Here is a 26,201-nt window from a genome sequence, read left to right as displayed (position 1 = left end):
GCACGCCATGACGACGACGGAGACTCCGGCCACACCGACCGACGTACGTCACCCGGCCGCCACGACCCGGACGCGGCGCACGCTGGGCCGCGTCCTGGTCACCCTCGCCCGGTCGATCGCGATCTTCGTACCCGTGTTCCTGGTCGCGACGTTCGTGACGTTCGCGCTGCGGTCACTGAGCGGGCTCAGCCCGGCGCGGATCCAGCTGGGCGAGGAAGCAACTCCTGAAGCAGTGGCCCGAGTCGAAGCCCAATGGGGTCTCAACCGGCCCTTCCTGGTCCAGTACGTGGACTGGCTGGGCGGCGCCCTGCACGGGCAGCTCGGCACCAGCTGGACCAACGGCGCCGACATCTCCACCCTCATCGGCCTCGGCCTGGGCGTGAGCCTGTCGGTGGCCACCTTCGCGCTCGTCATCGGCGTGGTCGTGGGCTTCGCCCTGGGCACCCTCGCGGCACTGCGCCGCACCACCTGGGTCGACCGCGCGATCACCGGCTTCGTCACGGTGATCTCGGTGATGCCGGCCTTCGTCGTCGGCATCGTGCTGGTCGCGGTGTTCGCGGTGGGACTGCACGTGTTCCCGTCCGCCGGCTACATCCCGGCGGCGCAGGGCCTGGGTCCCTGGCTCGCCCACATCACCCTGCCGGCCATCGCGCTGAGCTTCGACGTCATCGCCGACGTCGCCCGCCAACTGCGTACGAGCCTCATCGCGGCCTACCGCGAGAACTACGTGACGGGCGCGGTCGTACGAGGGCTCAGCCCACGGCGGATCTTCTTCGGCCATGTGCTGCGCAACGGCCTCGGTCCCGCGCTCGCCACGCTCGGCCTGAAGTTCCCCACACTGGTCGGCGCCTCCGTCGTCACGGAGTGGATCTTCGGGCTCCAGGGCTTCGGCCGCTTCGCCAACGACTCCGCCCAGGCCGGTGACGTACCCGCCGTACAGGGCGTGCTCGTGGTGTCGATCGTCCTGGTCGTCGCCTTCAACCTGATCGTCAACCTGGTGCTGGCACGTGTGACGCCGGCATCCCAGCGGGGGGTGTGACCATGGTGCGCCGCGTGCTCTCCCTGACGTCCGGCCGGATCGCCCTGGTGATCCTGACCGTGATCACCCTGCTCGCCGTCCTCGGGCCGTTCATCGCGCCCCAGAATCCGCTGGCCACCAGCTCCGACACCCTCGCGGACGCCTCGGGCGCCCACTGGCTCGGCACGGACTACCTCGGCCGCGATGTGCTGAGCCGACTCCTCGACGGCTCCCGGATCAGCGTCCTCGGTTCGCTCGAAGTCGCGCTCACGGCCCTGGGCGTCGGGGCGACCCCCGGCATCCTGTCGGTCTACTTCGGCCGGGTCTTCGAGTGGATCACCCTGCGGCTGACCGACACCCTGGTCGCCCTGCCCTTCCTGCTGTTCGCCGTCGCGGTGGTCGCGCTGCTCGGCAACGGCATCACCCAGGCGATGCTGGTCACGGGAGTGCTGGTGTCGCCGCTGTTCTACCGGGTGTCCCGCGCCGCCACGCTGGCCGTGGCCCGCTCGCCGTACGTGGAGGCCGCGCTCATCTCCGGCGCCTCCATCGGCTGGGTCGTACGCCGGCACGTGTGGGTCAAGGTCCTCCCGCCGATCGCGGTGGCGCTCGCCCAGACCGTCGGCGTCGGCTTCGTCATCGTCTCGACGCTGACGTTCCTGGGCATCGGCGTCCAGCCGCCCGCGCCGACCTGGGGCGGCCTGCTCGCCTCGGACCTCGGCTACCTGACCCAGCAGCCGTGGGCGCCGCTCGTACCCGCACTGCTGATCATGGTCACCGTCTGGGCCTGCAACCTCCTCGCCGACGCGATCCGCGACGTCTCCGGCGAGGCGGGCCGCGCCTTGGTCAACAACCGCAAGGCACGCGCCAATCGCCTGGCCGGCACCGACTCCGACGCCGACCTCGCCCACGTTCACGCCGGAGGTGTGTGATGGCAACTCTCTCCGAGAAGGTCCTCACCGAGGCCGAGCCGCACAGCAGAGCAGCGGTCGCACGGACCGGCGCCCAGCAGGCCGAGCCCGCCCGCGAGACCGCTCCCTCGACGCCCGTCCTGTCCGTACACGACGTGCGCATCAGCGACCGGGCCGCCGGCGACGAGATCGTGCACGGTGTCAGCTTCACGCTCACACCGGGCAAGGCCGTCGGCATCGTCGGCGAGTCTGGCAGCGGCAAGACCCTCACCTGCCGCGCCACGCTGGGCATCCTCCCCGCCCACTTCGAGGTCACCGGCGGCTCGATCGAGATCGACGGCCAGGACATCTCCGGCCTCACCTCGGCGCAGTGGACGGCCTTGCGGGGCGCCACGATCAGCGCGGTCTTCCAGGACCCGGCGTCCTATCTCAACCCCTCGATCCGGGTGGGCGCGCAGATCGCCGAGGTGCTCCGCGTCAAGAAGGGTCTCAAGCGGCGCGCGGCACGCGGAGAGGCGCTCGGCCTCCTGCGCGCGGTGCACCTGCGGGACCCGGAGCTGGTCTACGGCCAGTACACCTACGAGCTCTCCGGCGGCATGCTCCAGCGTGTCCTCATCGCGGCCGCGATCGCCGCCGACCCGCGCATCCTCATCGCCGACGAGGCCACGACCGCGCTCGACGTCACCGTCCAGGCCGAGATCCTCGACCTGCTGGCCGACCTGCGCGAGCGCACCGGGCTGGCTCTTGTCCTGGTCTCTCACGACCTCGCCGTCGTCGCCCAGCTCTGCGACGAGGTTCTCGTCATGCGACAGGGCGAAGTGGTCGAACAGGGGCCGACCCACGAGGTGTTGCACAACCCGCGGCACGCGTACACGCGGCTGCTGATCGCCGAGCACGAGCAGTACGGCCTGGACAAGTTCCTCGCCGCGGAAGCGGCTGAGGCGGTTCCCGCCGCGGAGGAGGACGCATGAGCGGGGAGCTTGCCGGTCCCGTCCTGGAGATCACCGACCTGGACGTGCACTACGGTCTGCGCCGGCGCCGCCGCCAGGCCCTGCACGGCGTCTCGTTGAGCATCGCACCGGGAGAGACCGTCGGCATCATCGGCGAGACGGGCTCCGGCAAGTCGACGCTCGCGCGGGCCGCGCTCGGCCTGGTGCGCGCGTCGGCGGGGTCGATCGTGATCGACGGCGAGGAGGTCGGCGCGTACGGCCACCGTCAGTGGCGCGCGCTGCGTCGCCGAGGTGTGATCCAGTACGTCTTCCAGGACCCGCTGCGCAGTCTCGACCCGGATGTGACGGTCGAGGCGTCCCTCGCCGAACCGCTGCTGATCCAGGGCGTGTCCCGGCAGGAGGCGGCGACGCGGGTGCGCGCGTTCCTCGACCGGGTCCGGCTCGACGCCGAACTGCTCGACCGGCTGCCCGGTGAGCTGTCGGGCGGTCAGCGCCAACGCGTCGCGGTGGCACGGGCGTTGGTGACGGAACCGCGTCTGGTGATCCTCGACGAGCCGGTCAGCGCCCTGGACTCCGCCAACCGCGTCCAGATCCTGCAGATCCTCAAAGAACTCCGCTCCGACGGGGTGGCCCTCGTCTTCATCTCCCACGACCTGGGTTCCGTCGCCGGGGTCGCCGACCGCATCGCCGTGCTGTACCAGGGCGAGTCGGTCGAGGTCGGTGCCACCGCGGACGTCATCAACCAGCCTCAGCACCCCTACACACGGCTGCTCGTCCGCTCCGCGCCGACCCTGCACAGCGCGGCGGCGGACCGGGCGGAACGCGAGGCCCTGCGCGCCCTGCTGCACGTCTGACACTCCCTCAACCGCGCCTGAAATCCCACTGACTCACCAGACCTCTCCTGACAGAACAGGAACAGCCATGTCCCGCACGCTCCACCTCGCACTGCACCCCTACGGCGTGGGCGGCCCCGGCCAGCACGGCCTGTGGAAGGACCCGCGCGTCGCGAAGAACGCCAGCATCGACATCAACTACTACATACGGCTGGCCCAGGCGGCCGAACACGCGCTGTTCGACGCCCTGTTCATCGTCGACAGCCAGTTCATCAACTCGACCTATCCGGCGCACTACCTCAACCGCCTGGAACCACTGACGCTCCTGTCGGCCGTCGCGACCCACACCAAGCACCTCGGCCTGGTGGGCACGGCGAGTTCGACGTACAACTCGCCCTTCAACCTCGCCCGCCGCTTCGCCTCGCTGGACCACATCAGCGGCGGCCGGGCCGGCTGGAACGTCGTCACCAGCTTCGACACCGGTACGTCCAAGAACTTCGGGCTCGACGAGCACCTCGACTACGCCACGCGCTACGGCCGGGCCCTGGAGTTCGTGCAGGTCGCGCGTGGGCTGTGGGACTCGTACGAGGACGACGCGTTCCCGGCCGACGTCGAACGGGGTGTGTTCCTCGACCCGGCCAAGCTGCACGAACTCAACCATGCGGGCGAGCACTTCAAGATCGCGGGTCCGCTGAACCTCTCCCGCTCCCCGCAGGGCCAGCCGGTGATCTTCCAGGCCGGTGTGTCCGAGGAGGGCCGGGACCTCGCCGCCCAGGTCGCCGAGGGCATCTTCGCGCCCGGGGGCACCCTGGAGTCCTCGCGGGACTACTACGCCGACATCAAACAGCGGACCGCCGCCTACGGCCGCGACCCCGAGCACGTCAAGATCCTCATCCACGGCGGCCCGGTCGTCGCCGCCACCGACGAGGCGGCCCGCCGCCGCGAGCGGGAGATCTTCGAGGAGGACGACGACTTCGGCCGCAACCTGGCGCTGCTGGGCCGTTCCTTCGGGGCGTACGACTTCAGCGTGCACGACCTCGACGCACCCTTCCCGGATGTCGCCCACCTCGCCGAGAAGGGCGGGCGCACGGGGGCCTCGCAGCTCATCGAGCGGGCCAGGACCGAGAAGCTGACCCTGCGTCAAGTGGCCGAGTCCATCAACCAGTTCCGTCAGTCGCCGTTCGTCGGGGACCCGCGGACCGTGGCCGACACCATCCAGCAGTGGTTCGACGCCCGCGCCTTCGACGGCATCAACCTCGCGTTCCGCACCGAGGAGGAGCTCAACTACTTCGTCGACGGTGTCGTCCCGATCCTGCAGAAGCGGGGCCTGTTCCGGACCGAGTACACGTCCGACACCCTGCGCGGCAACCTCGGGCTGCCGATCCCGGCCAACCGTCACTCCCGCGAGCGCCAGCTCGTGAACGACTGAGGCCGCGCCATGAGCGAACTGTCGGCGACGGGGGGCCGCGACGTCCACACCGTCCGCTTCCCCGCCGCCCCTCCCCCGGCGACGGCCGACGTCCTCATCGTCGGCGCGGGCCCGGTGGGCCTCGCGGCGGCCGTCGAGCTGACCTCACGCAGTGTCCGGGCCGCCGTCGTCGACCGCGCCCGCGCGGCGACACTGGTGCGGGCGGGTGCGATGGGGCACACCCCTCGGGTCGTGGAGCATCTGCGGCGCTGGGGGCTGCTCCAGCGGGTCCGGGACGCGTGGACGTATCCGCCGGAGTGGCACCGGGGAACGCGGCTGGTGACCTCGCTGGCCGGGCACGAGCTGGTGCCGGTGGCCGCGCCCTCCTTCGCCGACAGGAGCAGTACGGCCGGGCACTCGGCCGACGAGGCACTGCGCCGTCCGCAGACCGTGTTCCAACGGGTGTTCCTGGACCGCCTGACGGAACAGGGCGTGAGCGTGTCGGGCGGCTGGGAGCTGACGGCGCTGCGGGAGGACGAGGGCGGAGTCGACGCGGAGGTCGTGGACGTCGACTCCGGGCGCTCGCACACCGTTCGGGCCGCCTACGTCCTCGGCACCGACGGAGGCGGCAGCACCACGCGCCGGCTGGCCGGCATCGCCCGCGAGGGAGAGCACGCCACCGAGAAGCGGCTGCGCCTCATCGTCCGCACCGGCGACATCTCCGACCGGGTGGGACCCGCGCCCAGCGCGACCAACATCGTCGTCAACGCCCGCGCCTCCGGCTTCCTGGCCGCCGTCAGCGCCCGTGAGTGGCGGGTGTACGCAGGACCGTACCCGCTCGACCACGAGCCCGGTGAGGACGAGCTGTTGGCGGTCGGCCGGGCGGCGTTCGGCTTCGAGGTGGACCTGGAACTGGTGTCCGCGACGACCTTCTACCACGCCACCCGGATCGCGGAGACGTTCCGCCGCGGCCGGGTCCTGCTCGCCGGTGACGCGGCCCATGTGCGCACGCCCGGCGGGAACTTGGGCGAGGGCATCGGTGACGTGGTCAACCTCGGCTGGAAGCTCGCCGCCGTCCTCGACGGCCACGCGCCTCACAGTCTGCTCGACTCCTACGACCAGGAGCGCCGCCCGCACAACTGGCGTGTCGCCGACCACTCACTGGAACGGGCGCACCGCACCCAGGCCGCCCTGGCCGAGATCCGTGCCGGAGGCATTCCGGACGACACGGACCTCGGCGACGAGGCCGTGCGGCGACGGACCGAGATCGGCGCACGCCTGCGACGGGATCGCTTCGGGAGCGACGGTGTCGCCTTCGACGAGCGCTACGACGCCTCGGCGGCCGTCTGGTACGAGCCCGGCCAGCTCGACGCCGAGCCGCCCTGGCGCGCCGATGTCTACGAGGACGATCCACGCCCGGGACACCGCGCGCCGGACGGTCCCCTCGACCCGAGCGGCGGCACGCTCTACGACCGCCTCGGCACCTCTTTCGGCCTGCTCGTCCTTACCGAGGACCGAACGGTCGAGCGGGCCTTCGCCGCCGAGGCCGCCGCACGGACACTGCCGTTCACCGTCATCCACCTCACCGACCCGGCCGCGCGCGCCGTCTACGGCACCACCAACGTCCTGATCCGCCCCGACCAGCACGTCGCCTGGCGCGGCACGGCCCTGCCTCCGGCAGGCGCCGGTGCCGTACTCGACCGGGTGCTGGGCCAGGTCGAAGCGCTGGTGGCATCCCTCCCGACCCCCGCCACGACCGCAGCCTGACACCGAAAGGCCATCACCCCATGACGAGCGAGAGACCACGCTTCCGGCTCGGTTTCCTCACCCACGTCCAGGGCCGCGACGACGACATCGCCCGCACCTACCGCAACGCCCAGGAACTCTTCGTCGTAGCCGACGAGTTGGGCTTCGACGTCGGCTGGGTGGCCCAGCACCACGTCCCCCTCGGGGGCGGCGGTCTGTCCTCGCCGTGGACCTTCCTCGCCCACGCGGCGGCCCGCACCACCCGCATCCGGCTCGGCACCGCCATCACCGTCCTCCCGCTGGAGGATCCGGTCCGGCTCGCCGAGGACATCGCCACCGTCGACACGCTCAGCGGGGGCCGCGTGGAGTTCGGCGCCGGCAGCGGTTCGAGCGAGGTGGAATACGCGGCGTTCGGCAAGGACGTGGCCCGCAGGCGTGAACTGACCAGCGAGAACCTCGACATCGTGCGCCAGGCCCTGGACCGGCGCGAGGTGGGCACTCCCGGCTTCCGCATCCAGCCTCGGCCCGGCGACTTCAACGGCCGCGTCTGGCAAGGGGTGTTCAGCGCTCCGGGAGCCGAGTACGCGGCGCGGAACGGTTCGAATCTGCTGCTCAACCGGGCGGCCTACGGCTTCGACGAACCCACGGACGAGGTCCAACGGCCTTGGGCGGACGCCTACTTGGCCGCCTGGGACCGACCCCACCGCCCGCGCATCGGTCTGTCCCGGTTCGTGTTTCCGGCCAAGGACCGGCGGACGGCGCTCGCGGCGATCGGGGACGACGTCCATCGGGCCGCACTGCGCATGGCGGAGCACGGCGCGTTCCCCAAGGGCCTCGATCAGGAAGAGGCGTTGCGTCGCTTCCACTCCTTCTACGGCCATCCCGACGAGATCGTCGCGGCCCTCGGACAGGAGAAGGTGCTGCCCGTCGCGACCGACCTGATCACCCAGTTCAACCCCGCCGTCCCCGACCACGACGCCGCCGTCCGCGCGCTCGAACTCATCGCGACCGAGGTGGCACCGGCGTTGGGCTGGCAGCCCGCGCGGCCGGCCGAGCCCGTATCCGCAGGAGTGTGACTTGACTTCCTCACCCGCCTAAAGGCGGGGGATTCCAGCGGTCGCCCGCTGGGGTTCCTGCTTCACCGACGACCGCCCCGTCCGGGAGGACTCCCGTTGAGGTCTCACACCGTCTCCACAGGCTGTCGCCGCCAGCCCGGCGGCCAGGAGGTTGCGTGCCGCGTTCACATCGCGGTCATGCACTGCGCCGCAGTCCTCACACGTCCACTCGCGGACGTTGAGCGGCAGTTTCGCCGCGACCGTGCCACAGGCCCCGCACAGCTTCGTGCTGGGAAACCACCGGTCGATCACGACGAGCTCCCGCCCGTACCAAGCGCACCTGTACTCCAGCATCACGCGCAGGTCCCTCCAGGCCGCGTCCGCGATGGCACGCGCCAGGCGGCCGTTCTTCAGCAGGTTGCGGACGGTCAGGTCCTCGATCACGACCACTTGGTTCTCGTGGACGATGCGCGAGGTCAGTTTGTGCACGAAGTCACGGCGCCGGTCGGCGATCCGCGCATGCACGCGGGCCACCTTCCGCCGGGCCCTGGCCCCATTATTGGAGCCCTTCGCCTTCCGCGACAGCTCACGCTGTGCCCTCGCCAGGCGGGCACGGTCGCGCTCCATGTGCCGGGGGTTGGCGATCTTCTCGCCGGTGGACAGGGTCACCAGGGAGGTGATCCCGGCGTCCAGGCCCACCGCGCCCGTGGTGGCCGGTGCCGGGGCAATGCGGTCCTCGCACAGCAGGGACACAAACCAGCGGCCCGCACTGTCGCGGGACACGCACACCGTGGTCGGTACCGAGCCGTGCGGGAGCGGACGCGACCAGCGGATGTCCAAAGGCTCCGCCATCTTCGCCAAAGTCAGCCGCCCCCCGCGCCACGTGAAGGCGCTGCGGGTGTACTCGGCCGACGCACGGGACCTCTTCCGCGACTTGTAACGCGGATACTTCGCCCGCTTGGCGAAGAAGTGGGTGAACGCCGTCTGCAGATGGCGCAGCGCCTGCTGCAGCGGAACCGAGGACACCTCGGCCAGAAAAGCCAGTTCCTCGGTCTTCTTCCACTGCGTCAACGCGGCCGACGACTGCCCGTAGGAGATCCGGCGCTGCTCGCCGTACCAGGCCCGGCTGCGTTCCTCCAGCGCCTTGTTGTAGACGAGGCGGACGCAGCCGAACGTGCGCGACAGCTCAGCCGCCTGCATGTCGGTGGGGTAAAAGCGGTACCTGAACGCCCGCTTGACCTGCCGTGTCACGCCTCACACGGTATCAACTTCCGTGAGAACGGCGGGTGTCGGCAGGTGGACGGCACACGCCAGTCCGCCCCGGCGGCGAACCCCCTTCCCCTGCCCTGCTCCCCAGGAACTTCGTTTCCTCCCCGGCCTGAAGGCCGGGGCATCCACGAAGGAGAACACCGATGACCCAGTACAGCGACCACTTCGGCCCCGAAGGCCTCCGCGTCCGAGGCACGGTCATCGTGGTGCCCGGCCGTGGCGAGACCCGGGCGACCTACGCCCGCTTCGGCAGGCGGCTCGCCGCCGACGCCTACCGGGTCCGGGTGATCGACGCCCCCGACCTGGACGCCGAGGACCTCACCGACCTCGCTGCCCGCCTCACCGAGGCCGCCGAGGCGACGGCTCCCGAGGACGGAGTCGCACGGCCGCTCGTCCTGGTCGGAGCCGACTCGGGCGCCGCCGCGATCGCCGCGCTGCTCGACCGGGCACCCGACAGCCGGCCCGATGCCGTGGTGCTCGCCGGGCTTCCCGGCCGAACCCCCGGAACCCCCGCCGCCGGCACCTGGGACGAGGAGCTCGACGTCCGCACCTCCTGCCCCGCCCACCGGGGCACCCTCACCCAGGACCCCGAGGTCCGGCGCGGCTCGCTGGACGACGCGATCCCGGAAGCGGTGCTGGCCGCCGCCTACGACGTCGAGGCCGACGTCCCCGCACTGCTCCTCGTCGGCGACGCCGACCCCCTGGCCGATCAGGAAGCGCTCGCCCACACGGCCAAGTCCCTGCCGCGGGCCCGTCTTTCGGTCGTCCACGGCGCGCATCACGACGTCCTCAACGACCTCCAGCACCGCTCGGCGGCCGGCGAGGTCGTCACCTTCCTGGAGACCCTGCGCAACGAACTGCGGCCGCTGATCACCGTGCGGTCGAGCGCCTGGTGACCGTCCGCCCGCCCGCTCGGCACGCCGTCTGAACCCCGACCCCGGAAGGTCCCCTCATGGCCTCGATCCTGTCCGTCTCCGGCAGCCCCTCCCCCACCTCCCGCACCACGCGATTGCTGCGTCACCTGGATGACCGGCTCCGCCTCCAGGGCCATGACGTGACCCCGCTGGAGGTGCGCACCCTTCCCGCACAGGCGTTGCTGGGCGCCGACTTCGGGCATCCGGCGATCACCGCGGCCACGGCCCTGTTCGAGCAGGCCGACGGCGTGGTGATCGGCACGCCCGTCTACAAGGCCGCGTACTCGGGCCTGCTGAAGTCGCTGCTGGACCTGCTCCCGCAGTACGCGCTGACCGGCAAGACCGTGCTGCCCCTGGCTACGGGGGGCAGCACGGCCCACGTCCTGGCCATCGACTACGCGCTGCGCCCGGTGCTGAGCTCGATGGGCGCCGCGCACATCGTGCCGGGGTGGTTCACCCTCGACAAGGACATCACGGTCGGCGACGACGGCACCCCGACGATCGCGCCCGCCGCGGCCACGGCGCTGGAGCAGGTGACGGACCTGTTCTCCGCCGCGATGGGAGGCCGTACGACCGTGCTCAAGGCCACGGGGTGAGGTGCCCGGCGGCCTACTGACCCACCCGTCCGTCGACGCACTCGCGCAGCAGGTCCGCGTGCCCGCAGTGCCGGGCGTACTCGTCGATCCGGTGCACCAGCAGCTCCCGAACCGCGATCGCGTCCTTCCCCAGACGCTCGCCCAGGTCCTCCTCGTGCTCGGCCAACAAGGCGTCGGTCGCGGCCTGTTCGCGCTCCAGATCAGCGAACGCCGCGTCGACCACGGCCTGTTCGCCGACGGCTTCGTCGAAGTCCGCGTCCCGCTTGCCGTACAGCTTCGGCAGCGGGTCGCCGTCGGTGATCCAGTTGCGCCAGTCGCGTTCCACCTCGGCGAGGTGCCGGACCAGGCCGAGCAGTGACATCGTCGACGGCGGAACCGACCGACGGGCCAGCTGCTCGGCGTCCAGGCCCTCGCACTTCATCCGCAGGGTCATGCGGTAGTTCGTCAGGACGTCCGTGATGGTGGCGAGTTCGCCGTCCGGAGCGGGGCCCTCGTTGTTGCGGGGGTCGTCGTCCGGGTTCGCCCACATGTCGGGGTAGACGGTGGCCTGGGTCCAGCGTGCGGGTTGGTCACTCATGCGGGCCATGGTCGTCCGTCGTGGCACGGGCCCGCCAGTGAGTTTCGGTGCCGTTCGCCTAGCGGTCGCAGGTGGTGAGACCGGGACGCAGGCGGCAGGCGATACCGGCGAAGCCGCCGTTGGCGACGACGTCGACGCTCAGCGCGTCGCCCCCTCGCAGCACCCGCCGCTCCTGGACGAGCCCGTCGGCGCCGTCCCGGATCGTCTCCACCAGCCAGCGTCCCGGGCCGATGGTCAGCGGCACCTGTGCCGTGCGAGCGGCTCCGGCGTACACCCCGCCCAGGAACCATCTGCTGCCGCTGCGACGGGCGAGGACGGCCTCCTGGCCGGGTTGTCCGGCCAGCAGCCGGGTGTCGTCCCAGGCGGCGGGGAGCTGGTCGAGGAAGTCGCGGGCGAGCGGCCGGGTGTCGTACGACTCCGGGGTGCCGGCGAGCATCTGGAGGCCGGACTCGTAGGCGACGGTGAGCCCTACCTCGGCCGCGTCGGAGTTGGGGCGCTGGCCGACGCGTTGGAAGCCGCCGGGGGTGAAGTCCATGGAGCCGATGACGTTGCGGGTGAAGGGCAGGGTGGTGAGGTGGGCCGCGGTGTTCGTCCGCTTCTCCTCGCCGCCGACGCCTTCCAGGGTCATGACCTGCGGCCAGGTGCGCTGGATGCCCTTGGGGATCGTCGAGCCGTGGAAGTCGACCATGAGGTGGTGGGCGGCCGTCTCGGCGAGGATGGCGTCGTACCACTGGAGCATGGGCTGCGCCTCGGAGTTCATGAAGTCGATCTTCACGCCCTTGACGCCCCAGCGCTCCAGAGTGGGCAGCCACTGGGCTCGTTCCTCGGGGGTGTCGAGGTCGCGCTGGTGGATCCAGACGATGATTCCGACGCCCTTGGGGCGTGCGTAGTCGACGAGCCGGGGCAGCCAGCTGTCCGTCTGCCAGTCGGGGTCCGTGGTGTCCCATTCGTCCGTCTTGAAGTACCAGCCCGCGTCAACTGCCTCGTAGGGCCAGTGGCGTTGGGCCGCGTAGTCGACGTAGGCCTGCTGTGCGGCGAGGCTCTGGCCTGCCTCGCGGCCGCCGGCGAGCCAGGTCCACAGGGCGGTGCCGGGGCGGATCCAGGAGGTGTCGGCGACCTTGGAAGCGGGCGCGAGGTCGTCGGTGAAGGTGGATCGGGTGACGGTGGCGAGGTCGCCGGTGACCATGGCCCGCCAGGGCGTCGCGAGGGTGCCGTCGGTGTGGACCCGGTCGTCGGCCAGCTTGATGCGGTACGTGCCGGTGCCCAGTGTGTGGGCGAGCCGGGCACCGGAGTACGCGCCGGTGAGGTCGGACTCGGCGAGCAGGGTGTAGCCGCCGTCGGTGGCGAAGAGCGCCTGGTCCGAGTAGTCGCCGGTGGGCGCGGTCGCGGCGGTGTACTGGTTGAACTGGCCCTCGTTGTCGACCCGGTAGGCGCCGAGCCAGGCACCCGCGTCCGGCGGCAGGTTGAAGACGGAGGTCTCGCCGAGGACGTCTCCGTGCCCGGCGGGCAGCACGTATCGGTAGGCGACGCCGTCGGCGGAGGCGCGGACCACGAGGTCGAGCCGCGCGCCGCTGGGAGTGGTGAACGACAGGCGCGTCTCGTTCATCAGGACGCGGCGGTCCAGCCGCTTGCCGGACTTCGCCCGGTAGTGCTCCTTCACCAGGCGGTCCTTGCGGTGGAGGAACCTCAAGTCCTTGGAGAGGTCGGCCTGTTCGGTGACGATGCCGACGGGCGACGGCTCGATGACCGTTCGGCCGGCACGGGTCACGGAGAGGGTCAGAGCGCCGGTGGCGTCATCCAGGGTCACCCGCGCGTGCGGTTCATGGATCGCTGCGGTGCGTTCGGGGCCGGACACGGACCAGACGTGATCGAGTGTCGCGTTCCGGTCGGCCCGGGCGGGCGCCGTCATACAGAGTGTGGCCGCCAGCGCGGCGCATAACGCGCCGACCGCGGATCTGAGCGGGCGCGGCGAACGCGTCCGCGGCTGCGAGGTCATCGTTGTCCCCCAAGCCTGATGGATCGTCGATACATCGGGTGTCTTGAGGAACCTAAGCAGCTCCTGTGAACCTGTCAACGACTCTTGCCGCTGCCATTCAGGCCTGGCGCTCAATTCCTCCGATGTATGCGACCTTTCGCCATCAGGGCAGGATCGAGTCGACGTACCCCCCGTCGACCCGCAGCGCTCCGCCCGTCGTCGCCGACGCCTGGTCGGAGCTCAGGTAGACGACCATGTGGGCGATCTCCTCGGGCTCGATCAGCCGCTGCAGGAGGGACTGCGGGCGGTGCTTGCGCATGAACTCGCGCTGGGCCTCGTCCCAGGGCAGGTCACGGTCGACGAGTTCGTAGACGAAGTCCTCCACACCGCCCGTGTGGGTGGGTCCTGCGATGACCGAGTTCACCGTCACCCCGGTGCCCGCCGCCTGCTTCGCGAAGCCGCGGCCGACCGCGAGGAGCGCGGTCTTGGACATCCCGTAGTGGATCATCTCGGCGGGGATGACGATCGCCGAGTCGCTGGCGATGTTCAGGACCCGGCCCCAGCCGCGCTCCGTCATGCCCGGCAGGTACAGCCGGGTCAGCCGCACGGCGGCCAGCACGTTCACCTCGAAGTAGCGGCGCCACTCGTCGTCGCTGATCTCCAGCGGGTCTGCGGAGCCGAAGATGCCGAGGTTGTTGACGAGGATGTCCACCTGGGGCAGCGCCTCAAGGGCCCGCTGCGCGCCCTCGTCGCTCGCCACGTCGGCGGCCACGGGCACGAAGGAGCCTCCGGGCACCTCCGCCGCCAGTCGGGCCACGGCCTCTGCGACCCGTTTCTCGTCGCGGCCGTTCACCCCGACCCGGGCCCCGGAGCGCGCGAGTCCGGCGGCGATCGCCGCGCCGATGCCCTGTGTCGAGCCCGTCACCAGGGCGGTGCGTCCCGCCAGGTCGATCTGCATGGGGAACCAGTTCCTCCGTACGTCTGTGCGTCCTGCGTGCCGGTGCCTCTTCCCGCCAGCCTGGTGGCAGGGCGGGAAGCCCGCCACCGGGGCCGATACGGACAGGGTGGGCTGTCGGAACAGCCCACCCCTCCCGTCACCGCCGGCTGCGGCCCCGCACCGACCACCCGCTTCCGATTCCGGCCAGGTGCAGTGCGAGCACGGTGAGCCCGAGCAGCATCACGTTGGTCGAGGTGAAGGTGTCGTTGGTCGAGATGTCGGCTGCGTTGATCAGGAAAGCGATGAAGAACAGGACCGCAGAAATGATGGCCAGCATGATGTCCGCCCCTTCCGTTGATTGAGGTCGTCGCCCCACGTGGACTCCTGGTACCCCCAACTGCCTCGAAAGCACGGGCATTTGCCCAGCGGAACTGCGGGACACCCTGGCGGGCACCCGTGACGGTGCCTCAGCCGAAGGCCCTGACCGCCTGGTAGTAGGTCCAGGCGGTGCTGTTGCAGGCGGTCTTGGTCGCGCCGGCGTAGTTCACGCACACCCGCTTGAGGTCTTCGTAGAAGGCGCTGTCGAGGCGGTCCTTGTTGGCGTCGAAGGCGCCGGCGGCCTTGTAGTTGCGGTAGCCGAAGTCGTGCCGCGCGCAGGACGTGGCGAAGGGGAAGCCGAAGGGGTTGTCCGGCGAGGAGGAGCAGTAGTCCGTGGACCAGTCGAAGGCGTAGGCGGCCCAGGCGGTCTGGTTGGCGCGGGCGGTGGTCCATTGGGTGTAGCTGGACGCGCTGGTCTGGGTCCAGCTCGACAGGACCTGGGGCTTGTCGGCGGGAGCGGCTTCAGCGGCTGCGGCGGTGGCGACGACGGTGACGAGAGTCAGGGCTGAGGCGCCCAGTGCGGTGGCGAGTCTGCGGTGCATTCCACACCTCCATGAGACCGCGGCCCGCCCGTCGGGCCGCAGGTTCATGTCAAGATGATCGGCACCTCAAGCCTCCTTTCACACCTCAAGTCCCCTTAATGGGGCATTAATTCTGGGACATCGCGGCCAAACGGACGTCGACGGCCGTGAGCGCCAGTGCCAGCGGTCCGGGCGTGAGGAAGGCCAGCGGCACCAGCATCCAGGCGCTCGCGACGGCCGCCCCCACCGCGAGCAGCACCAGGGCGCTGCCGCCGGTGTCGCGTACGGCGTCCCGGGCCGCCTCGCGCAGAGCGGCCCGCCAGTCGGTGAGCGACTCCGGCCTGGCGCAGGCCCGCAGGCCCACGACCAGGGCGGCCGCGGCGATCGCCGAGGTCACCACCGCGAAGACCGGTGCCCCGGGCAGCCCGGCCCCGGCGAGGGCCAGGTCCGCGACCACCACCAGGGCGCCGGTCAGGAAGACGCCGCCGGCCGCCAGGTCGCCGGCTCGCAGCCGACGCCGTAGCACCTCCACGTACCGCCCGGCGGTGGCGGGTTGGCCCGCCGCTCCGCCGCGCAGGACCGCGCACGCGGTCGACAGGGCGGCCGGGACGGTCACCAGGGGCAGGCACAGCACCGCCGTGAGCAGGCCGACGCTCAGCATGTCGGCGAACAGGGTCATCCGCGGGCCGAAGACCTCGCCGGGCTCCCGGGTGCGCAGGCCGCTCATCCCTTGAGTCCCGAGCTGGCCATGCCCGCCACCAGGAAGCGCTGGAAGGCGAGGAAGAACAGCACGATCGGCAGCAGCGCGATCACCGACATCGCGAACATCGGGCCGAACGCCGACTGGCTGGAGGAGTCCACGAACGAGCTCAGGGCGAGGGTGAGCGTGAACTTGTCCGGGTCGAAGAGATAGATGAGCTGGGTGAAGAAGTCGTTCCACGTCCAGATGAAGGTGAAGATCGCCGTGGTGATCAGCGCCGGCCGGGTGAGCGGCAGCACGATCAGGAAGAAGCTGCGGAAGGGTCCGCAGCCGTCGATCCGCGCGGCCTCCTCCAGTTCGCGGGGCAGCCCACGCATGAACTGGACGATGAGGAAGACGAAGAAGGCCTCCGTGGCGAGGAACTTGGGCAGGATCAGCGGCCAGTAGGTGTTCACCAGGCCGAGTTGGTTGAAGATGATGTACTGCGGGATCAGCACCGCGTGGTGCGGCAGCATGATCGTGGCGATCATGAAGGCGAACAGCGGGCCGCGGAAGCGGAAACGCAGCCGGGCGAAGGCGTAGGCGGCAAGCGAGCAGCTGATCACGTTGCCGATCACCGCGCCGCCCGCGATCAGCAGCGAGTTGGACAGCAGCCGCCAGATGGAGACGTCGTTGACGCCGTCCAGGGCGGTCTTGTAGTTGGACCACTCCAGGTGGCCGGGCAGCAGGTCGAGGCTGGTGATGACCTCGTTGGCCGGCTTGAGCGAGCTGGCGAGCAGCCAGACCAGCGGGTACAGCACCACCAACAGGGCCAGCAGGCAGCCCGCATGGAGGGCGATCCGGCCCCAGGGCGCGGGCTTGCGGTCGGTGTCGGTGGTGGTGGAGACGGCGGTCATCGCTCCCCCTCGGACGCGTAGAAGACCCAGGCCCGCGAGGTGCGGAACAGCACCGCCGTGACGGCGCCGATGACGATCAGGAGCACCCAGGCCATGGCGGAGGCATAGCCCATGTGGGAGGCGACGAAGCCCCGGTCGTAGAGGTAGAGGGTGTAGACGAGGGTCGAGTCGGCCGGTCCGCCCTTGCCTCCGCTGACCGCGAAGGCGGGGGTGAACACCTGGAAGGCCTGGATGGTCTGGAGCACCAGGTTGAAGAAGAGCACCGGGGACAGCATCGGCACCGTGATGGAGACGAACTGCCGCCATTTCCCCGCCCCGTCGACGGACGCCGCCTCGTACAGCTCGACGGGGATCTGCTGCAGCCCGGCGAGGAAGATGACCATCGGCGCGCCGAACTGCCACACCGTCAGCAGGGCCACGGCCAGCAGCGACCAGCCGGGCTTGTTGACCCAGCCGCCGTTGCCGAACAGCTTGTCCACCGTGCCACCGTCGTTGAAGACCTGCCGCCAGACGAGCGCGATGGACATCGACGCGCCGAGCAGCGAGGGGGCGTAGAACGCGGACCGGTAGAAGGCCTTGCCGGTCTTCATGTTCTTCAGGGCGAGGGCGACGACGAGGGCGAGCGCGAGTTGCAGGGGGACCGCGATGACGACGTACTCGAGGGTCGTCACGACCGAGCGCCAGTAGCGCGGGTCCTCGGTGAACATCTGCGTGTAGTTGCGCACGCCGACCCAGCGGGGCGCGTCGAAGAGGTTGTAGTCGGTGAAGGACAGGTACAGCGACACGGCCATCGGCAGCAGCGTGAGGACGCACGCGCCGAGGACCCACGGGGACAGGAACACCCAGGCGGCGCCCTCGCGTTCACGCTTGGGGCGGCGCTTGGGCGCGGTCGCCGCGCGCCTGGGGCGGGCGGTCGGGGCGGGGATCTCGGTGGTGGTCATGACCTCAGCTCCGCCTTCGCCTCGGTGATGTAGTTCTCGGCCGCCTTGCGGGGCGACAGACGCTCGTACGACACCTGGTCGTAGTCGCGCTGGAAGGTGGACTGCAGGGCGTTGTCGCCGGCGGGCGGCGCCTGCGGCGGATCCTTGAGGGTGCCGTCGACGGAGGCCTGGTAGTCGGAGATCGTCTTGTCGAAGTCCTTCAGCTGGGACTCGGTCTGCGCGCGGATGGCCTCGTTGACCGGGATGCCACGGGTGGCGCCGAGGATCTTCGCCGCGTCCTTGTCGTTGATCATGAAGTCGATGAGTTCGGCCGCCTCCTCGGGATGGCCGGTGTTGGCCGAGACGCCCATGAACATCGACGGCTTGAAGTACTGGCCTGGTGTGCCGTCCTCACCGGACGGCATCGGCGCGAGCGCGATCCCGCTCGGGATGAAGGAGACGTAACCGCCCGCCGGGGCGTCCCAGTTGTTGTCGGAGGTCGCCTTGCCGCGCGCGAGCGGGGTGTTCTCGACGAACCCGGCGAGCTGGGTGGTCTGTTCGGCGGGCGACACCGCGCCCTCGCGCCGGAGTCGATCGGTGAAGGTCCACCACGTGGTGAGGTCGTCGGCGGTGAAGCCGAGCCCGTTGTCCTTCGTGTAGAGGGACTTGCCCTGGCCGCGCAGCCACACCTCGAAGGCGTCCTCGCTCCAGCCGGGGTCGGTCGCTCCGGGCTTCCCGGTCCTCTCGGCGAGCGCGCGCATGTCGTCGGCCCAGTCGTCCCAGGTCCAGCCCTTCCGCGGGAGCGCTACGCCCGAGTCCTTCCAGGCCTTGGCGTCGTAGACGATGGTCTCGGTGCCGCGGCCCTGCGGGATCGCGTACTGCGTGCCGTCCACGGTGCCGGTCGCGAGCAGGCCCTCGTCGATCTCGGAGGTGTGCAGGACGTTCTTCTGCTGTCCGAGGTCGAGCAGGACGCCACCGTTGGCGTACTGGTTGATCTGGCGGTAGTCGAGCTGCATCACATCGGGCGCGTCACCGCCCGTGGCCTGCACGGCGAGCTTCTGCTTGTAGGCGTCGTAGCTCGAATACGACGTCTGCACCTGCACGTTGGGATGGCGTTCCTCGAACAGGGCGACGGCCTTGTCGGTCAGCGCGGCGCGGTCGGGGTTGCCCCACCACGCGTAGCGCAGCACGACCTTGCCGCCACCGCCGACCGATTCCCCGGATCCCCCGCAACCGGCCAGCACCGCGCAGAGCGCGAGTGCGGCGGCCGTTGCGCAGAACCCCTTTGTCCTGTGTCCGGGCATGTACCGAGGTCACCTCATCTCTTACTCGGACCACATTCCACGGCCCCCGTGCCCCCGGTCAGTTCATGCGCCCTGGTACGGCAGCGTCGTCCCGGGCAGGTTGTACTCGTCGCGTCGGCCGCACATGCCGAAGCCGCCGAGGCGGGTGGGCGCGGTCTCGTACGCGGTCGCCTGGTCGAGATACGCGGGCTCGCCGTCGGCGAGGGCGTCCAGTTGGGCGCCGGTGCGTTCGGCGGTGGCGAGCGCGCCGGCCCGCCACAGCTCGCGCCAGGCGGGCACCTTGGCCCGCACCAACCGGGCGGCGGCGCGCTGGAATTGGGCGTACGGGCGGTTGTCGCCGGCTTCGAGGGACTCACGCAGGGCGAGATAGCCCTCGACGGCGAGGTCCCGGCGCCGCCGGGCCGCCGCGGCCGTGTCCTCGCCCGTGCCCGGCGGGAGCGTGGCCGAGGCCGCGTACCGCTCGGGGTCGGCGAGCACCTTTGGCGGGAAGGTGAAGATGGCGTCCCCGGCCTCCGGCAGCCCGCTGTTCTGCATCAGCACGGTGATCCGCAGATCGCCGCCCTGCACCATGCGGTGCACGGTGCCGGGGGTGAACCAGGCGACCGAACCCGCCTCCAGCGGGATGTCCCGGTAGCCGTCGGGGCTCAGCGTCTGCACCGCGCCCCGGCCGCCGGTGACGACGTACGCCTCAGTGCAGACCATGTGCAGATGCGGGCTGCCACCGCACACGCCGTCGGCGGCCTCCCAGTCGTAGGCGCTCAGATGGGACAGGCCGATCGCGCCGGGCAGGGGATGCGGGAGCGTGGGCTTCGGGTCGTTCACCACGACAGGCCCTTCAGGTGGGTGTCGACGCCGTCGTGGTCCCAGGCGCCGTCCGCGACGACGACGCGGTAGCGGTACGCGAAGGACTCGCCCGGCGGCAGCTCGAACTCCTCGAAGAACGCCCAGGAGAACGCGGCGGTCGGGAACGGCTCGGAACGCACGAACCAGTGCGACTCGTGGATCGCGGACCCGTCCAGGTTCTCGGGCGCGTGCGCGAAGACGAGCGTGGAGTGGCCGTCGACGTCGTCGTGATCGGTGGTGTAGGCGAGCCAGGGGCCCTGACTGCCCATCAACTTCTCGGCGCCCCCGTCGGAGTCGGGGCCGAAGACCGTGCCGCCGGTGAAGTCGCGCGGGCCGCGCCACTGCAGGCCGGTGTAGCCGGCCAGTTCACGGCCCTCGGTCGTCGGGGAGCCGAAGACGAGGGGCTCGTCGCGGATGTTGGTGAGACGGATCGACCAGTCGAAGGCCCAGGCACCCGCTTCCTCGTCGACGGAGTGGACGGCCAACCCCCGTGCTTCCCGCGCCCATTCCGCGCCACCGTTCTCCACCCAGGTGAGCTCCTCGGTGACCGCGAGCCGGTCGTCGTCGACCGCGAACTCCGGGAAGCCGTCGTGCCGCATCGAGCCGACGCGCTCGGGCTGCGGGACGTAACCCTCGCCGTGGACATAGCAGTTGCCGCCCCAGAAGTTCTGGCCGGAGAGGTGACTGGCCGTCATCTGGAAGCCCTTGTGCCAACGGTGGTCCTTGGGCCGGTACCCGGTCACCGTGCGCCCGGAGAGGGTGCGCACCGGGTGGGCGTACGGCTTGCGGGCCTCGAAGGCCTCGGGGTCGGGTCGGTAGACATAGCGGAGGATCTCCGTGCCGTTCGCGGCCGCGACGGCGATGTGGTCGCCGTGGACGTGGCTGACGCGGATGCTCATGCGCGCTCCTTGGGGGCCCAGTGGGGGTGGTCGCCGTGCATGGCCGGGTAGTAGGGATCGCCCGGCGCGATCTCGCCCGCGTGCACCGGTTTCCCCGTGAACGCGGACTTGTAGAGGGCGGCGGCGAATTCGAGGGTGGCACGGGCGTCGGGGCCGCTGCCGGGCGGCCTGACACCGTTGTCGTAAGCATCGAGCAGGGCCCCGAGCTGGGCCGTGTGCGAGCTGGGCACGTCGGCGGTGGGGGTGCGCCAGGCGGCGACGCGCTCGGCGGCGACGTGCGGGGCCGGGGTGTAGACCCAGTCCTCGTTGCGGTGTCCGTACAGGTGGGTGAGTTCGACGGTGGCGTCGGCGCAGTCGATGCGGATGCGGCTCACCTCGTCGGGTGACAGCACGCTGTTGACGACGGTGGCCAGGGCGCCGTTCTCGAAGCGCACGAGGGCGGTGGAGACGTCCTCGCTCTCGGTGTCGTGGACCAGGCGGGCCGCCATGGCGCGGATCTCCGTCCACGGGCCGAGCAGGTGCAGCAGCAGGTCGTACTGGTGGATGCCGTGGCCCATGGTCGGGCCGCCGCCCTCGCTGGCCCAGGTCCCGCGCCAGGGCACGGCGTAGTAGGCCTCGTCGCGGTGCCAGGTGGTCTGACAGTGGGCCACGCGCGGGGCGCCCAGTTCGCCGCTCGCGATCAGCTCGCGCGCGTGGACGGCTCCGGAGCCGTAGCGGTGCTGGAAGACCACGGAGGCGTACGCCCCGGATGCCTCCTCCGCCGCCGCGATCTCGTCGTACTCGGCCAGCGACAAGGTCAGCGGCTTCTCGCACAGCACCCAGGCGCCCGTCTTGAGCGCGGCCACCGTCTGCTCCCGGTGCAGGGAGGGCGGGGTACCGATGAGGACCAGATCGGGGTGTACGTCGTCCAGCATCGCGTCCATCGAGGTGTAGCCGGCGACCTCGTCGCCGGCGAGTTCCCGGAAGGCGTCGAGTCTGCCCTGGTCCACATCGACGGCGGCGACCAGCTCCACGCGCTCGGCGTGGGCCCGCAGCGTCGGCAGGTGGCTGCCACTGACGATGGAGCCGGTGCCGACCACGGCGACTGTGCGGCGGACGGGGCGTGCGGTCATGCGGTACTCCTCCGACGGCCCACGGACAGGGGCGACCGACGCGCAGAAAGCGCTTGCGTCTGACGGTGACCCTAGGACCCGACCTAATGTCCGGACAACCCCCGTGCAGCGACATTGAAAAATCTGGAGGTGTTTGCTCACTTTGACTCAAGCAACGGAGTTTTCAGGACCACGGACCGGACGCCGGGCCAGGTGCGCCAAAACAGGCCCCGGGTAAAGGAGTTGCATGGTCTAGTCCAAAGAATTGTTTGGTCTAGGCCACTCCGTTGACGTGGTCATCTCAGTCTCATCACCCTGGGACCTCCCCCCGCTCCCCCACTGGAGGCACAGAGTGAGACGTCTTCGCGCATGTCTGGGCGCGGCCGCCGCGGTCACCACCGTCGCGGCCGCCACGACCGCTCTCGTCGCAACCAACGCCTCGGGCGCGACGACCGCGCTCAGCAACCGCTGGTACGCCGCCGCCCCGTATCTGATGCCGCTCGACAACAATCCGCCGGACGCGTCGGCCATCATGGACGCCACCGGCCTCAAGGCGTTCCAGCTCGCCTTCGTCCTCGCCCCCAACGGCGGCGGCTGCTCACCGACTTGGGGTGGTACGGCCGCGGTCTCCTCCGACACCGCGGTGCAGTCGGTCGTCAACACGATCCGCGCCAAGGGCGGCGACGTGTCGGTCTCCATCGGCGGGTACGGCGGCACGAAGCTCGGCCAGGCCTGCGCGGACCCGGCGGCCACGGCGGCTGCGTACCAGCAGGTGATCACCAAGTACGGCCTGCACGCCATCGACTTCGACCTGGAGGAGCCGGAGTACGAGAACACGGCGGCGATCCACAACGAGATCGGCGCCGCCAAGATCCTCCAGCAGAACAACCCCGGGCTCTACGTCTCCGTCACCACGGCCGGCACGGCGGACGGGACAGGCTGGTTCGGCAAGCAGATGCTGCTGGAGGCCAAGTCGCAGGGGTTCACCCCGAACAACTTCTCCATCATGCCCTTCGACGGCGGCTTCAACGGCGCGGCCTCGCAGACCAGCGCGCTCACCAACTTCAACTCGATCCTGCAGTCCACGTTCGGCTGGGACCAGGCGACCGCGTACGCCCATGAGGGCTTCTCCGGCATGAACGGGCGCAGCGACACCGGGGAGTACTTCACCCAGAACGACTTCCAGACCGTGCTGGACTACGCGACCTCGCACAACATGGACCGGTTCACCTTCTGGTCCCTCAACCGGGACCGCCAGTGCGCGACTCCCGACAACGGCGGTGTCACGTCCGGCACGTGCTCCAGCGTGGCGCAGAGCGCCTGGGACTTCGCGAAGTACTCGGTGAGGTTCGCCGGAGTCACCCCGCCCACCACCACCCCGACCCCGACGCCCACGCCGACCCCCACCGCGTGCAAGACGGCGTGGAGTTCGGCCTCGGTCTACGTGCAGGGCGACGAGGTCTCCTACAACCACCACAACTGGAAGGCCAAGTGGTGGACCCAGAACGAGACACCCGGCGCCGCCGAGTGGGGCCCCTGGCAGGACGAGGGCGCCTGCTGACAGACAGATGGGCCCCGGCGGTCGGCACGCCGGGGCCCACGGTTCGTTCAGGTCGTCAGCACTGCGGGATCTGGGACTTCCAGGTGGCCGGGCCGCCGGTGTCCAGGTACCAGTCGTTGACGTAGCCGTCACCGATGCCGTTGTCGACGTGCATCCAGTAGCGGTAGCCGTGGCCGTCGGCGTCCGGGTCGCCGGTGGTCCAGCAGTCCAGGCCGAGCTGGTCGCCGTTGTGATAGCGGCCGAAGACCGGCGACAGGGACGCGCTGTAGCGCGGGGCGGTGCGGACGACCAGGGCGGATCCGGCGTCGATTCCGGTGACGTAGGCGCACTTGGCCCGGTCGCCGGAGATGCTGCACTGGTGGATCGCGGCACCGGCCGGTCCCGCTCCGGTCAGCACGGTGGTGGCGGCGACGGCGAGCACGGCGCCCGCCGCGGCGATGGTGCGGGGTCGGTGCGACGGCCGTACCGACCGCTGGGACTTGCTGTTCACGGGGTGTTCGTTCCTTTCGCGGTTCGGCCGGTTCAGCACTGCGGGATGACGGGCTTCCAGGTGGCCGGGCCGCCGCTGTCCAGGTACCAGTCGTTGACGTAGCCGCTGGAGCTGCCGGTGGAGACCAGCATCCAGTAGCGGTAGCCGTGACCGTCCGCGTCGGGGTCGCCGGTGGTCCAGCAGTCGAGTTCCAGCCACTGGCCGTTGCCCCAGCGGGCCACCGCGCCGGCGCTGTAGCGCGGGGCGGTGCGCATCACCAGGGACGAGCCCGGGTTGATGCCGATCACCTGGGCGCAGCGTGCGGGGTCGCCCGGTCCGGAACCCGGACACGCGCGGGGCGCGGCCTGGGCGGGGGTGGCCGCCAGCAGCCCGGCACCGGCCAGCAGCACGGCCGTACCGGCCGCGGCTCCCAGCCGTTTGGTGAGCAGTCGTGAGGTGGACATCGGCTCCTCCGTTCGATCTTCGCCGGTGCCCCACCCTGGCAGCGAAGGGGAAGGACCACATCCTGTGAAGTGTCAGGGTGGGGCGGGGAACCGGAGTGCGGCTCAGGCCGTCCTGACGTCCGGGCGGTACATGTCGAGCCACTGGGCCAGGTCGAGGGCGCGTTCCAGACCGCGCCGCTCGGGCTGGGTGTGGACGGGCGAGTCGCGGTGGGCGACGCGGTGCAGGCGGTCGCGGTCGACGAGGTCGAAGACCGGGTGGGCGGGCTGTGCGAGGAGGTCCTTGGCCTGGTCCTGGAGCGCGGCCGCGTACTTGGGGTCCTGTGTGGAGGGGTACGGGCTCTTGACCCTGTCGTACACGGACTGCGGGAGCACATCCGCGGTCGCCTCCCTGAGCAGGCTCTTCTCCCTGCCGTCGAAGGACTTGAGCGCCCAGGGCGCGTTGTAGACGTACTCGACGAGCCGGTGGTCGCAGAACGGGACGCGCACCTCGAGGCCGACGGCCATGCTCGCGCGGTCCTTGCGGTCGAGCAGGATCCGGACGAAGCGGGTGAGGTGGAGGTGGGACATCCGCCGCATCCGGTACTCCAAGTCGCTCTCGCCGTCGAGGCCTTGGATGCCCTCGACGGCCGTGCGGTAGCCGTCGGCGATGTATCCGTTCAGGTCGAGCGCGGCGAGGAGGTCGGGGCGCAGGACCCCGGCGTCCTCGCCGAAGTGGCGGCCGAAGCGCACGAGCCAGGGGAAGGTGGTGCCGCGCCGGGCCTCCTCGTCGAAGAACTGGAGGTAGCCGCCGAAGACCTCGTCGGCGGACTCCCCTGACAGGGCGACGGTCGACTGGTCGCGGATGGCGCGGAACAGCAGGTACAGCGAGGCGTCCATGTCGCCCATCCCGGCGGGCAGGTCACGGGCCCGGATCACCTTGGCGCGGATGTCGGGGTCGGCGAGCGCCTGTGCGTCCAGGACGATGTCCTGGTGCTCGGTGTGCGCGGTGCGGGCCACGTCGTGGACGAACGGGGTGTCGGGCGTGCCGCGGAGTTCGTCGGCGACGAAGTGGTCCGCCTGGCCGACGAAGTCGACGGCGAAACTGCGCACCTTCTGTCCGCGCTCACCGAGTTGACGTGCGGCGATCGCGGTCATGGCGGAGGAGTCGAGGCCGCCGGAGAGCAGGGTGCAGCGGGGCACGTCGGCGACGAGCTGGCGGCGGACGATGTCGTCGAGCAGGGTGCGGACCGTGGCGACGGCGGTGTCGCGGTCGTCGGTGTGGGGCCGGGTCTCCAACTCCCAGTAGACACGGCGGTGCAGGCCCGAGCGGTCGACGGTGACGACGGTGCCGGGTTCGACCTCCGCCATGCCGTCCCAGACGGCGTGCCCCGGTGTCTTGATCATGGTGAACAGCTCGCGCAGCCCGTCCAGGGTGACGCGGGCGGGGGCCAGCGGGTTGGCGAGGATCGCCTTGGGTTCGGAGCCGAACAGGACGCCGTCGGAGGTCGGGTAGTAGTAGAAGGGCTTGATGCCCATGCGGTCCCGGATCATCACCAGCTTGTCCTGCCGGCCGTCCCAAAGGGCGAACGCGTACATGCCGTTGAGCCGTTCCGCGATCCCGTCGCCCCATTCGAGGTAGCCGCGCAGCACCACCTCGGTGTCGGAGTCGGTGGTGAACCGGTGGCCCCGGCCGGTGAGTTCGTGGCGCAGTTCGGTGAAGTTGTAGGTCTCCCCCGAGTAGACGAGTGCCACGCTCCCGTGCGGGGTGTCGGCGCTCATCGGCTGCCGGCCGCCGGGGAGGTCGATGATCGCGAGCCTGCGGTGCCCGAGGGCGGCCGGGCCCCGCAGCCAGGCACCGCGGTCGTCGGGGCCGCGGCAGGCCATCGTCTCGGTCATCGCATCCAATGTGGCGGCCTCAGTGCGCAGGTCGCGGTCGAAGGAGATCCATCCGGTGATGCCGCACATACGTTGCCTCCCGCTCCGGGTTCGC

Annotated in this window: 26 protein-coding genes; 10 read left to right on the top strand and 16 right to left on the bottom strand. The window is 70.6% G+C overall.

Features of this window, described 5'->3' with window-relative positions; all coding sequences use genetic code 11:
- The first annotated feature begins 7 nt into the window (after nucleotides 1-7).
- The 7 genes from ACIQI8_RS26945 to ACIQI8_RS26915 all read left to right on the top strand — a co-directional run bounded on the left by ACIQI8_RS26945 (nucleotide 8) and on the right by ACIQI8_RS26915 (nucleotide 7,939).
- Nucleotides 8-1,039 (top strand): ABC transporter permease, encoded by a 1,032-nt coding sequence (locus ACIQI8_RS26945; RefSeq protein WP_402355375.1) that lies wholly within the window; start codon nucleotides 8-10, stop codon nucleotides 1,037-1,039.
- 2 nt (nucleotides 1,040-1,041) lie between these two features.
- Nucleotides 1,042-1,947, top strand: a complete 906-nt coding sequence (locus ACIQI8_RS26940) for an ABC transporter permease (protein ID WP_402355373.1) — start codon at nucleotides 1,042-1,044, stop codon at nucleotides 1,945-1,947.
- Nucleotides 1,947-2,897 (top strand): ABC transporter ATP-binding protein, encoded by a 951-nt coding sequence (locus tag ACIQI8_RS26935; protein WP_402355371.1) that lies wholly within the window; start codon nucleotides 1,947-1,949, stop codon nucleotides 2,895-2,897. Before ACIQI8_RS26940 ends, ACIQI8_RS26935 begins: the two co-directional genes overlap by 1 nt.
- Nucleotides 2,894-3,730 (top strand): ABC transporter ATP-binding protein, encoded by an 837-nt coding sequence (locus tag ACIQI8_RS26930; protein WP_402355369.1) that lies wholly within the window; start codon nucleotides 2,894-2,896, stop codon nucleotides 3,728-3,730. The genes ACIQI8_RS26935 and ACIQI8_RS26930 overlap by 4 nt, the downstream gene beginning before the upstream one ends.
- Nucleotides 3,731-3,797: 67 nt before the next feature.
- A complete protein-coding gene (locus ACIQI8_RS26925; protein ID WP_402355367.1) occupies nucleotides 3,798-5,138 on the top strand; it encodes an LLM class flavin-dependent oxidoreductase in 1,341 nt (446 codons plus the stop codon).
- 9 nt (nucleotides 5,139-5,147) lie between these two features.
- A complete protein-coding gene (locus ACIQI8_RS26920) occupies nucleotides 5,148-6,884 on the top strand; it encodes an FAD-dependent monooxygenase (protein ID WP_402355365.1) in 1,737 nt (578 codons plus the stop codon).
- A 20-nt stretch (nucleotides 6,885-6,904) separates the two neighbouring features.
- On the top strand, nucleotides 6,905-7,939 hold the full coding sequence (locus ACIQI8_RS26915) for an LLM class flavin-dependent oxidoreductase (protein WP_402355363.1): 1,035 nt from the start codon (nucleotides 6,905-6,907) through the stop codon (nucleotides 7,937-7,939).
- An 18-nt stretch (nucleotides 7,940-7,957) separates the two neighbouring features.
- Here the strand turns inward: ACIQI8_RS26915 and ACIQI8_RS26910 are convergent, their stop codons facing one another.
- Nucleotides 7,958-9,169, bottom strand: coding sequence for an RNA-guided endonuclease InsQ/TnpB family protein (locus tag ACIQI8_RS26910; RefSeq protein WP_402355361.1), 1,212 nt, complete (start codon nucleotides 9,167-9,169; stop codon nucleotides 7,958-7,960).
- Nucleotides 9,170-9,330: 161 nt separating this feature from the next.
- Between ACIQI8_RS26910 and ACIQI8_RS26905 the strand changes: the two genes are divergently transcribed.
- A complete protein-coding gene (locus ACIQI8_RS26905) occupies nucleotides 9,331-10,083 on the top strand; it encodes an alpha/beta hydrolase (protein WP_402355359.1) in 753 nt (250 codons plus the stop codon).
- A gap of 56 nt (nucleotides 10,084-10,139) precedes the next feature.
- A complete protein-coding gene (ssuE, locus tag ACIQI8_RS26900) occupies nucleotides 10,140-10,697 on the top strand; it encodes an NADPH-dependent FMN reductase (protein ID WP_402355357.1) in 558 nt (185 codons plus the stop codon).
- A gap of 13 nt (nucleotides 10,698-10,710) precedes the next feature.
- Here ssuE and ACIQI8_RS26895 read toward each other — a convergent pair whose 3' ends face one another.
- The 12 genes from ACIQI8_RS26895 to ACIQI8_RS26840 form a co-directional block, all read right to left on the bottom strand.
- A complete protein-coding gene (locus ACIQI8_RS26895) occupies nucleotides 10,711-11,283 on the bottom strand; it encodes a DinB family protein (protein ID WP_402355355.1) in 573 nt (190 codons plus the stop codon).
- A gap of 49 nt (nucleotides 11,284-11,332) precedes the next feature.
- On the bottom strand, nucleotides 11,333-13,183 hold the full coding sequence (locus ACIQI8_RS26890; RefSeq protein WP_402355353.1) for a glycoside hydrolase family 97 catalytic domain-containing protein: 1,851 nt from the start codon (nucleotides 13,181-13,183) through the stop codon (nucleotides 11,333-11,335).
- Nucleotides 13,184-13,412: 229 nt separating this feature from the next.
- Nucleotides 13,413-14,207, bottom strand: a complete 795-nt coding sequence (locus ACIQI8_RS26885; RefSeq protein WP_402355351.1) for an SDR family NAD(P)-dependent oxidoreductase — start codon at nucleotides 14,205-14,207, stop codon at nucleotides 13,413-13,415.
- A 136-nt stretch (nucleotides 14,208-14,343) separates the two neighbouring features.
- Nucleotides 14,344-14,523, bottom strand: a complete 180-nt coding sequence (locus ACIQI8_RS26880) for a hypothetical protein (RefSeq protein ID WP_124004639.1) — start codon at nucleotides 14,521-14,523, stop codon at nucleotides 14,344-14,346.
- 130 nt (nucleotides 14,524-14,653) lie between these two features.
- On the bottom strand, nucleotides 14,654-15,106 hold the full coding sequence (locus ACIQI8_RS26875; protein WP_402355348.1) for a phospholipase: 453 nt from the start codon (nucleotides 15,104-15,106) through the stop codon (nucleotides 14,654-14,656).
- A gap of 106 nt (nucleotides 15,107-15,212) precedes the next feature.
- Complete coding sequence (locus tag ACIQI8_RS26870) at nucleotides 15,213-15,812, bottom strand: hypothetical protein (RefSeq protein WP_402355346.1); 600 nt, start codon at nucleotides 15,810-15,812, stop codon at nucleotides 15,213-15,215.
- Nucleotides 15,809-16,681: a carbohydrate ABC transporter permease gene (locus ACIQI8_RS26865; RefSeq protein WP_402355344.1), complete on the bottom strand. Its 873-nt coding sequence runs from the start codon at nucleotides 16,679-16,681 to the stop codon at nucleotides 15,809-15,811. Before ACIQI8_RS26865 ends, ACIQI8_RS26870 begins: the two co-directional genes overlap by 4 nt.
- Nucleotides 16,678-17,622 carry a carbohydrate ABC transporter permease gene (locus ACIQI8_RS26860; protein ID WP_402355342.1) on the bottom strand — a complete coding sequence of 315 codons (945 nt, stop codon included), beginning with the start codon at nucleotides 17,620-17,622 and terminating at the stop codon, nucleotides 16,678-16,680. Before ACIQI8_RS26860 ends, ACIQI8_RS26865 begins: the two co-directional genes overlap by 4 nt.
- Complete coding sequence (locus ACIQI8_RS26855; protein ID WP_402355340.1) at nucleotides 17,619-18,905, bottom strand: ABC transporter substrate-binding protein; 1,287 nt, start codon at nucleotides 18,903-18,905, stop codon at nucleotides 17,619-17,621. Before ACIQI8_RS26855 ends, ACIQI8_RS26860 begins: the two co-directional genes overlap by 4 nt.
- 63 nt (nucleotides 18,906-18,968) lie before the next feature.
- Nucleotides 18,969-19,730 carry a cupin gene (locus ACIQI8_RS26850; protein ID WP_402355338.1) on the bottom strand — a complete coding sequence of 254 codons (762 nt, stop codon included), beginning with the start codon at nucleotides 19,728-19,730 and terminating at the stop codon, nucleotides 18,969-18,971.
- Complete coding sequence (locus ACIQI8_RS26845; protein WP_402355336.1) at nucleotides 19,724-20,647, bottom strand: PmoA family protein; 924 nt, start codon at nucleotides 20,645-20,647, stop codon at nucleotides 19,724-19,726. Before ACIQI8_RS26845 ends, ACIQI8_RS26850 begins: the two co-directional genes overlap by 7 nt.
- Nucleotides 20,644-21,759, bottom strand: a complete 1,116-nt coding sequence (locus ACIQI8_RS26840) for a Gfo/Idh/MocA family protein (protein ID WP_402355334.1) — start codon at nucleotides 21,757-21,759, stop codon at nucleotides 20,644-20,646. Before ACIQI8_RS26840 ends, ACIQI8_RS26845 begins: the two co-directional genes overlap by 4 nt.
- A gap of 331 nt (nucleotides 21,760-22,090) precedes the next feature.
- Here ACIQI8_RS26840 and ACIQI8_RS26835 point away from each other — a divergent pair, with 331 nt between their 5' ends.
- Entirely contained in the window at nucleotides 22,091-23,299 is a 1,209-nt protein-coding gene (locus ACIQI8_RS26835) for a carbohydrate-binding protein (protein WP_402355332.1), read from the top strand.
- Nucleotides 23,300-23,354: 55 nt separating this feature from the next.
- Here the strand turns inward: ACIQI8_RS26835 and ACIQI8_RS26830 are convergent, their stop codons facing one another.
- The 3 genes from ACIQI8_RS26830 to asnB form a co-directional block, all read right to left on the bottom strand.
- On the bottom strand, nucleotides 23,355-23,789 hold the full coding sequence (locus ACIQI8_RS26830) for a hypothetical protein (RefSeq protein ID WP_402355330.1): 435 nt from the start codon (nucleotides 23,787-23,789) through the stop codon (nucleotides 23,355-23,357).
- A gap of 32 nt (nucleotides 23,790-23,821) precedes the next feature.
- Nucleotides 23,822-24,232: a hypothetical protein gene (locus ACIQI8_RS26825; RefSeq protein WP_402355328.1), complete on the bottom strand. Its 411-nt coding sequence runs from the start codon at nucleotides 24,230-24,232 to the stop codon at nucleotides 23,822-23,824.
- A 102-nt stretch (nucleotides 24,233-24,334) separates the two neighbouring features.
- On the bottom strand, nucleotides 24,335-26,176 hold the full coding sequence (asnB, locus tag ACIQI8_RS26820; protein ID WP_402355326.1) for an asparagine synthase (glutamine-hydrolyzing): 1,842 nt from the start codon (nucleotides 26,174-26,176) through the stop codon (nucleotides 24,335-24,337).
- Between the last annotated feature and the right edge of the window lie 25 nt (nucleotides 26,177-26,201).

The sequence above is a fragment of the Streptomyces sp. NPDC092369 genome (assembly GCF_044755245.1).
GTDB lineage: Bacteria > Actinomycetota > Actinomycetes > Streptomycetales > Streptomycetaceae > Streptomyces.
This window is presented reverse-complemented; position numbering and strand designations above follow the sequence as displayed.